9 protein-coding genes, 1 tRNA gene and 1 pseudogene are annotated in these 6,932 nt (G+C 71.8%); 7 read left to right on the top strand and 4 right to left on the bottom strand.

Going from position 1 to position 6,932, the window contains the following annotated elements; genetic code table 11:
- The first annotated feature begins 57 nt into the window (after positions 1–57).
- Together MXD58_RS16575 and MXD58_RS16570 are read left to right on the top strand one after the other, a co-directional pair.
- Positions 58–510: a DUF3566 domain-containing protein gene (locus tag MXD58_RS16575; RefSeq protein ID WP_250609511.1), complete on the top strand. Its 453-nt coding sequence runs from the start codon at positions 58–60 to the stop codon at positions 508–510.
- Between the two features lie 63 nt (positions 511–573).
- A tRNA-Ile gene (locus MXD58_RS16570) sits at positions 574–647 on the top strand.
- A 175-nt stretch (positions 648–822) separates the two neighbouring features.
- Here MXD58_RS16570 and MXD58_RS16565 read toward each other — a convergent pair.
- A complete protein-coding gene (locus MXD58_RS16565) occupies positions 823–1,872 on the bottom strand; it encodes a hypothetical protein (RefSeq protein WP_248839906.1) in 1,050 nt (349 codons plus the stop codon).
- Between the two features lie 144 nt (positions 1,873–2,016).
- Here MXD58_RS16565 and MXD58_RS16560 point away from each other — a divergent pair, with 144 nt between their 5' ends.
- The 5 genes from MXD58_RS16560 (at position 2,017) to MXD58_RS16540 (ending at position 4,879) form a co-directional block, all read left to right on the top strand.
- Complete coding sequence (locus tag MXD58_RS16560) at positions 2,017–2,382, top strand: hypothetical protein (RefSeq protein WP_248839905.1); 366 nt, start codon at positions 2,017–2,019, stop codon at positions 2,380–2,382.
- A gap of 86 nt (positions 2,383–2,468) precedes the next feature.
- Entirely contained in the window at positions 2,469–2,864 is a 396-nt protein-coding gene (locus MXD58_RS16555) for a roadblock/LC7 domain-containing protein (protein WP_248839904.1), read from the top strand.
- Positions 2,865–3,027: 163 nt separating this feature from the next.
- Positions 3,028–3,276: a hypothetical protein gene (locus MXD58_RS16550; protein ID WP_250609509.1), complete on the top strand. Its 249-nt coding sequence runs from the start codon at positions 3,028–3,030 to the stop codon at positions 3,274–3,276.
- Between the two features lie 239 nt (positions 3,277–3,515).
- Positions 3,516–4,190 carry a peptide deformylase gene (def, locus tag MXD58_RS16545; RefSeq protein ID WP_248839902.1) on the top strand — a complete coding sequence of 225 codons (675 nt, stop codon included), beginning with the start codon at positions 3,516–3,518 and terminating at the stop codon, positions 4,188–4,190.
- Between the two features lie 71 nt (positions 4,191–4,261).
- Positions 4,262–4,879 (top strand): class I SAM-dependent methyltransferase, encoded by a 618-nt coding sequence (locus MXD58_RS16540; RefSeq protein ID WP_248839901.1) that lies wholly within the window; start codon positions 4,262–4,264, stop codon positions 4,877–4,879.
- Here MXD58_RS16540 and MXD58_RS16535 read toward each other — a convergent pair.
- The 3 genes and pseudogenes from MXD58_RS16535 to MXD58_RS16525 form a co-directional block, all read right to left on the bottom strand.
- Entirely contained in the window at positions 4,862–5,989 is a 1,128-nt protein-coding gene (locus tag MXD58_RS16535) for a hypothetical protein (protein ID WP_248839900.1), read from the bottom strand. The two genes, MXD58_RS16540 and MXD58_RS16535, sit on opposite strands and share 18 nt — an antisense overlap.
- A complete protein-coding gene (locus tag MXD58_RS16530) occupies positions 5,976–6,707 on the bottom strand; it encodes a class I SAM-dependent methyltransferase (protein ID WP_248839899.1) in 732 nt (243 codons plus the stop codon). The genes MXD58_RS16535 and MXD58_RS16530 overlap by 14 nt, the downstream gene beginning before the upstream one ends.
- A gap of 11 nt (positions 6,708–6,718) precedes the next feature.
- Positions 6,719–6,932: pseudogene (locus MXD58_RS16525) on the bottom strand (glycosyltransferase family 1 protein); the annotation flags it as partial.

Raw genomic sequence — 6,932 nt, 5'->3', positions numbered from 1 at the left:
GTTCGTGGCCGCGTGGAATAATCACCGGTGGCACCATCGGGATCGCCCGTGCGGGCGATGTTTCGACTCGCGCCGCGGGGGCCCCCCCCCCCCCGCCCCCCCGCCCGCGGCCCCGGCCGGCCGGCACCGACTCCGGGTCGACCGCCGGGCCAGGGCCGCCGGGCGAAGCTGCGCCTCTCCAAGATCAACCCGCTCACGGTGACCCGGCTGAGCTTCGCCTTCTCGCTGTGCGTGTTCGTCGTTCTGCTCGTCGCGGTCGCCGTCCTCTGGTTCGTGCTGAACTCGATCGGCGTGTTCGACAGCGTCAGCGACGCCGCCGACACGCTCACCGACAGCAGCGCCAGCAACGTCCGGACCTGGCTCTCCTTCGGCCGCGCGATGGAGATCAGCCTGCTCGTCGGCGCGATCAACGTCATCCTGATGACCGTGCTGGCGACGCTCGGCACCCTGCTCTACAACCTCTGTGCGGAGATGATCGGGGGCATCGAGCTCACCCTGAGCGACCAGTAGCGCGAACGGAGGCGCTGGTTCCCACCCTGGCGCCCCCGTGCTGTATGGTTGCAGTCGTTGCCCGGACCTATAGCTCAGTCGGTTAGAGCGCTTCCCTGATAAGGAAGAGGCCGGTGGTTCAAGTCCACCTAGGTCCACTCGAGCTGGATTCCCCTGTTCGTCGCCCTTTGGGCGTCTTCCCGGGGGCCGTTATGTTGGCCGGGGGGGGCGTCCCCCCGAACCCCCCGAGTGTGGCGTGGCTGTCTCTTCAGGTGGTTTAGGGAGACGGCCTTTCCTTGGTGGGCTTTGGTATTTTTTGGTTTTTTCTTTGGTTCATCTTGGTGGTGTGGTGGGTTTCGGGGTGGCGGGGTGGGCGGTGCGGCGAGGTAGGGGGCTGTCCACTTTTACTTGGTAGCGCCGCTTTTCTGGAATTTTTGTTTCGGGGGTGTCCTGACTGGAATGGGCACGGTCTCCGTAGGGGCGCAGTGCCGTTTTTTCGTTGATGTCCGCTGCCATCTCGGCGGCCCGGGGCCGTTCCTGCGGGGGTGGCACAATTATCCAGCCCTCCCCTATCAGCTGGGCTAGTTCCGCCATCACCGGATAGAGACCCCGGCCCACCGCGAAGGCCAGATCACGGCAGGTGCGCCGGCCGTTCGCGTGGGCCAGCAGAGCGGCGAGGCCCGGGGCCACGGCACGGGCCGGTGGCCGGGTGGCGAGCCGCGGCCGGCTGTGCGGCATCAGCCCGAGACCATCGCGCCACCGGCCGGCGTTCGCCAGCTGCCGCATCGTCTCGCGCACGGCCCACGCGACCTCGATCCCCGGCGATACGGGCAGCGCCGGCGCCAGGAACCCGGCGCCCGCCGGTTCGACGAACACCGATTCCGCCAGCGGCCGCCCGCCCAGCGGGCCGCCTGCGCTGATCTCAGCGCCCTGGGCGGTGGCCAGCGCGAACAGGCCGTCCATCGTTGCTGTGCGGGTGAGGACCTGCACGCCCGCGCTGCCCAGCAGGCCGCGTTCGATCAGCGCCTCCGCCAGCCGCCCGGCGGGGGCGGCCGCGGCGAGGACCGCGGCCCACTGCGCCTCGCGGACCCGACCGGAACGCAGCAGCAGCGACTCGGGGCCCGGCGCCGCGGAAGTCGCGGCATCGATGATCAGACCGTCGCGAAGGACGATCCGACCGCTCGCCCCACCCCTGACGTGAATGCTTCCGGTGAATGCGGCGGCAGCCTGCCGGCGAATCGTGGCCAGGAGGAGATCGATACCCGCTGGAACCCCCCGACCGGCCGAGGCGACGGGAGGCGATGACGTATCCGTCTTCTCCCCCCGGGGTGGACCGGTGGTGGAAGAAAGGGGGCTCCGCGTGATGTCTGTCTCATGCGTCATGATGTCGTCCTCGAAGTGACAATCAGTTGGTGCAAAGGTACGGTCATCCTGACCTACAGGATAGGCCCGCCTACGTGCACCCCGATAGGAAAAGGCGCGGCGACCCCAGGTGGGTAATCCGGTCAAAGGCTGGATGGGAGCATCATGGATATTGAGACCGCGCTCAAGGAAGCAATGACGATCGACGGTGCTATTGGCGCCTCGCTCGTCGATGGTGAGAGCGGAATGATGCTGGGTTCCGCCGGCGGCGGCCGCGACCTCGATCTCGAGGTCGCCTCGGCGGGTAACACCGAGGTCGTGCGGGCCAAGGCGCGCACGATCGGCGCGCTGGGGATCGCCGAGGAGATCGAGGACATCCTCATCACCCTCGACGGGCAGTACCACCTGATCCGGCTGCTGCACCATGGCGGCAACCAGTTGTTCTTCTACCTGGCGTTGGACCGGTCCCGGGCAAACCTCGCGCTTGCCCGGCTCAGCCTGCGCGGCCTCGCGCGGGCCCTCGACCTGTGAGGACGCACCGGTCCGTCGGCCGACGCGCTCCACGCGACCCGTCCTGCGACCACTGCCCGCTTCGCGGCACCTGAGAAGAGGCTTCGATGTCCACAACCACAACCACAACCACAACCACAGTCACCGACGCCGTGCTGGTCGAGCTGCGCGCCCTGCGTGACGAGGTGCCCGGCGTCACCGGCGGCGCCGTCGCCTCGGCCGACGGTCTGCTGATCGCGTCGGACGCCGAGAGTGCGCGGCCCGAGGTTCTCGCCGCGATGGCCGCGGCGGCGCTGGGCCTGGGCCGCTCCACCGGGCAGGAGGCCGGGCTGGGAGCGCTGCGCGAGGTCGTCACCCGGTGCCAGGGCGGTCACGTCATCGTCCACGCGGTCGGGGAGACGAGGCTGCTCGTCGTCCTGGGCGACGAGGGCCTCGACCTCGACCGGCTGCGCCGTCACGCGGCACCGGTCGTGGCCCGCCTGGGCAGCGTGCTCGCCGCCTGAACGCCCCGCCGGAACGCGCGTCAACCGGGCGCGCCCTCCTGTGGATAACTCCGAATGGCCCGGCCAGGTGATGCGCCCCGGCCTGGACATGTGTTCGAATGCCGACATGCCTCCGTGTTCGCTGTGTGGCCACACGTGGTCATATCACCACGGATCCGGCCTGATGTCGCCGTGGGTAACCTGTGTTGCCGATTCGGTCGGGTGTTACTGCCGGCGCACCGTCGAGGAGGCGCACGCGGAGATGGCCGCCGGCGCCGAGCCGACCTGTGTCACCTGTGGGCAGCGTCCGGCCGAGGACACGCAGTGCCGGGCCTGCCGAGAGGAACGGCAGCGCCGCGCGGCAGAGGAGTTCGCGCACTGGTGGGCGCAGCTGCGCCGCGGCCGGCGGCCCGGCCACGCGCACCCGCCCTGACCGCCAGCAGGATCGCCCGGACGATACTGACGGGTCGCCGCGCCCGACCGGGCGAAATCCGCCTTGTCGCGGCCGGTCCGTCGCGGATCACCGCAGGGGTCTGCCAAGCTCGTACCACTGCAAGTCGCAGCATCGGCGGCGGCTCGGAGCCGCCCAGCCGGGCGGTGGGCGGGCCGGCCGGCGTCAGGTCCCCGTCCCGCACGGGCGTGCCGCCGGTTGGATGGAGGGAGAAGCTCGCCATGGCCTCGCGTACCGGAGGGTCCGACGCGGCGGGGGAGAAGCGGGACCTTCGGGTCCGGCTGCTCGGAGAGCCCATCGACGACTATCCGACGCTCCCCCCGGAGGTGGGGCGCGGCACCGTCCGGCGCATCACCGTGGTCGGCGAGGCCATCCTGGCCCGCCCCTGCCGTGCGGTGACCGAGTTCGGCACCCCCGCGCTCGCCGCCCTCATCGACGACATGTTCACGACGATGTACGTCGCGGAGGGAGTCGGGCTCGCCGCGAACCAGATCGACGTCGACGCCGCCCTGTTCGTCTACGACTGCACCGACGAGGACGGCGTCCGGCACGTGGGGCACCTCGCCAACCCGGTGCTGGAGGACCCCGACCCCGACGACCGTCGGCTGGAGAAGGGCGACGAGGGCTGCCTGTCCGTTCCCGGCGCCTACATGGAGGTCGCCCGGCTCGAACGCGCCGTCGTGCGCGGCCAGGACCAGACCGGCGCGCCGGTGCGCCTCGAGGGCACCGGCTACTTCGCCCGCTGCCTGCAGCACGAGACCGACCATCTGGGCGGCGGTCTCTACCTCGACCGGTTGTCCAGCCGCGGCCGCCGCAAGGCGCTCAAGGAGATGGACGAACGGTCCGACGAGGTGTTCGCCCGCCGCGCCGAACTCGCCGCGACCCTGGGCCGCTAGCCGGCTAGGTTTGGTATCGCCCGGTACGGGGCTGTGGACAACGCCGGGTGCGGCGCGGAGGGGAGGCGGCGGTGGACACCGCGCTGCTGCGGATCGCCGAAGAGGCGACGGGCTTCATGCCCGAGCCGGAGGGGCTGGCGCTGTACGAGGCCGCCTCCCGGGTGCCGGCGGGCGGGTTGATCTGCGAGGTCGGCACCTACTGCGGCAAATCCACCGTCTATCTCGCCGCCGCGGCGCGGGTGGCGGGCGCCGCGGTGGTCACCGTCGACCATCACCGTGGATCCGAGGAGAACCAGCCGGGCTGGGAGTGGCACGACACGTCCCTTGTCGACCCGCGCACCGGCCGGCTGGACACCCTCCCGCACCTGCGCCGGACGCTGGAGTCAGCCCGCGTCGAGGATGTCGTGACGGCCGTGGTGGGCCGCTCCGAGCAGGTCGGGGCCTGGTGGTCCACCCCGGTCGCGATGCTGTTCCTGGACGGCGGGCACACCGAGGCCCAGGCCCAGGCCGACTACGAGGCCTGGGCGCGCCACGTCCGCCCCGGCGGGCAACTCGCCGTCCACGACGTGTTCCCCGACCCGGCCGATGGCGGGCAGGCGCCCTACCACGTGGTGCTGCGCGCCCTCGCCGAGGGATTCCTGGAGGAGTCCCAGGTGGGCTCCCTGCGGCTGCTACGCCGCGCCGGCTGACGCACAGCCGCACGCCGACGCCAGCTCGGCCACCGCAACCGGCCGGGGGCCGAGCTGGAACGTCCTGCCGCCGCCGGCCGGCTGGTATCGGCCGGCCGGCAGGTCATCGCCGCGGAAGACCCGTTCGGTGACGCCGCCGGCGATGGTGTCCACGGCGAGGATCACCGCCGCCGAGGTCCACGTCGACTGCTCGACCGGCCAGAACACCTGGTCCCGGAACTGCCAGCCGGTCCAGTAGCCGCCGCCCGGCACCCGCAGGTGCTGCATGTCGGAGACCAGCTTGGCCGCCGCCGCCGACTCGCCGACCAGGTGCAGGGCGATCGCAAGCTCGCAGGTCTCCGCCCCGGTGACCCACGGCTCGTCCGACACGCAGCGGATCCCGAGGCCGTCGACGACGAACAGGTCCCAGCGGTGGTCGGAGAGCCGGGCCCGGCCGGCGGCGCCCCGCAGCGCCCCGCCGATCACCGGGTAGTACCAGTCCATCGACCAGCGGTCCCGCACTTCGAAGTACTCGGGGTGGCTGACCAGCGCGTGCTCCAGCGCAGCGGTCGCCGTCTCCCACGCCGGCGGTATCTCACCGACGAGGGCGGCGAGCGCCATCCCGCAGCGCAGGCTGTGCAGGGTGCTGGAGCAGCCGGTGATCAGCGCCTCGTGGTGGGCGCTTCCCTCGACGGAGCGGGCCCACCAGATCTGCCCGGTCGGTGCCTGCAGGCCGACGACGAAGTCGAGGGCCCGCCGCAGGACCGGCCAGATCTCGGCGACGAACGCCCGGTCGCCGGTGACCAGCCACCGGTGCCAGGCCGCGGCCGCGATGTAGGCGCACTGGTTGCTCTCGGCGTGCGCCTCCGTGACCACGCCGGCCACGGTCTTCGCCGGCCAGGAGCCGTCGGAGCGCTGGTTGCGGCGCAGCCAGGCCCAGGCGGCGTCGGCGGCGGCCCGATGGCCCCCGAGGTCGAGAGCCATCGCGCACTCGAGGTGATCCCAGGCGTCGGTGTGCCCGCCGGGGAACCACGGGATGGCCCCGTCGGGTTCCTGCGCGGCGGCGATCGCGGCCGCGGTCGCGGTGAGCGCCTCGGGGGTGAGCACCGGAGCAGACTCAACGGGCCGCACGCGTTACCTCCTGTTTCCGTAGGTAAAGCACGTAGCTCTTGCCGAGCACCGGGTTCAGGGCGCGTTCGGTGAGACGGGTAAGCGCTGGTCGGCGCATCATGTCCCACACCAGCAGGCGGTGGTAAAGACGCGTCGCCGGATGGTCGTCGTCATGGACACCGACGAGACAACGCAGCCACCAGTACGGGGCGTGCAGCGCGTGGGCGAAGTGGGCACCCACCGGTTCGAGGCCCACCGCCGCCAGCCGCTCGCGCAGCTCCGGGCGCCGGTAGATGCGCACGTGGCCACCCTCGACCGAGTGGTAGGCGGTGGACAGACTCCAACAGACTTGTTCCGGCAGACGGTTGGGGACGGTGACCGCTACCCAGCCGCCTGGGCGCACCACCCGCGCAATCTCCGCCATCGCCGCCGTGTCGGCCGGTAGATGTTCGAGGATCTCCGCGGCGATGACCCGGTCGAAGGTCGCGTCGGCGAACGGCAGGGCGAGCGCGTCACCGCGCACCCCGCCGGCCTTCGCGGCCGCCGGGGCCTCGCCGTCCTCGGCCATCGCCCACAGCATCGCGTTCACCCCCCGGACCTCGTCCAGGGAGTAGTCGAGCGCGACGACGTCGGCACCGCGCCGGAACGCCTCGAAGGAGTGCCGACCGGCGCCGCAACCAAGATCGAGCAGGCGGCAGCCGGCGGGCACGGGGAACAGATCGAAGTCGACAGTCAGCATGGCGGCGGTGCTCAGCCGGCCAGCGTCGGCGAGCCGGGCGGCACCGTGCTCGCCGCCGGGGCCGTGCTCGCCGCCGGGGCCGAGCCCGCCTGGGAGATCACCGGTGCCGGTGCCGGGCCGCTCGACCAGACGGTCGGCAGCTTCGTCGCCCACGACGAGGCGGCGTCCGGATGGGGAGTGCTCGGCGTGCCGCCGAGGGCCGCGATCCGCTCGGCATACCAGGCC

Origin of the sequence: Frankia sp. AgKG'84/4 (assembly GCF_023242965.2) — a bacterium.
In the GTDB taxonomy this organism is placed as follows: Bacteria; Actinomycetota; Actinomycetes; order Frankiales; family Frankiaceae; genus Frankia.
This window is presented reverse-complemented; position numbering and strand designations above follow the sequence as displayed.

What these genes read in the sequence shown, in the direction of transcription:
- MXD58_RS16550 (WP_250609509.1), top strand. Translation starts at nt 3,028, where the DNA reads ATGTCGCCGTGGGTAACCTGTGTTGCCGATTCGGTCGGGTGTTACTGC.
- MXD58_RS16555 (WP_248839904.1), top strand. Translation starts at nt 2,469, where the DNA reads ATGTCCACAACCACAACCACAACCACAACCACAGTCACCGACGCCGTG.
- def (WP_248839902.1), top strand. Translation starts at nt 3,516, where the DNA reads ATGGCCTCGCGTACCGGAGGGTCCGACGCGGCGGGGGAGAAGCGGGAC.
- MXD58_RS16565 (WP_248839906.1), bottom strand. Translation starts at nt 1,872, where the DNA reads ATGACGCATGAGACAGACATCACGCGGAGCCCCCTTTCTTCCACCACC.
- MXD58_RS16530 (WP_248839899.1), bottom strand. Translation starts at nt 6,707, where the DNA reads ATGCTGACTGTCGACTTCGATCTGTTCCCCGTGCCCGCCGGCTGCCGC.
- MXD58_RS16575 (WP_250609511.1), top strand. Translation starts at nt 58, where the DNA reads ATGTTTCGACTCGCGCCGCGGGGGCCCCCCCCCCCCCGCCCCCCCGCC.
- MXD58_RS16560 (WP_248839905.1), top strand. Translation starts at nt 2,017, where the DNA reads ATGGATATTGAGACCGCGCTCAAGGAAGCAATGACGATCGACGGTGCT.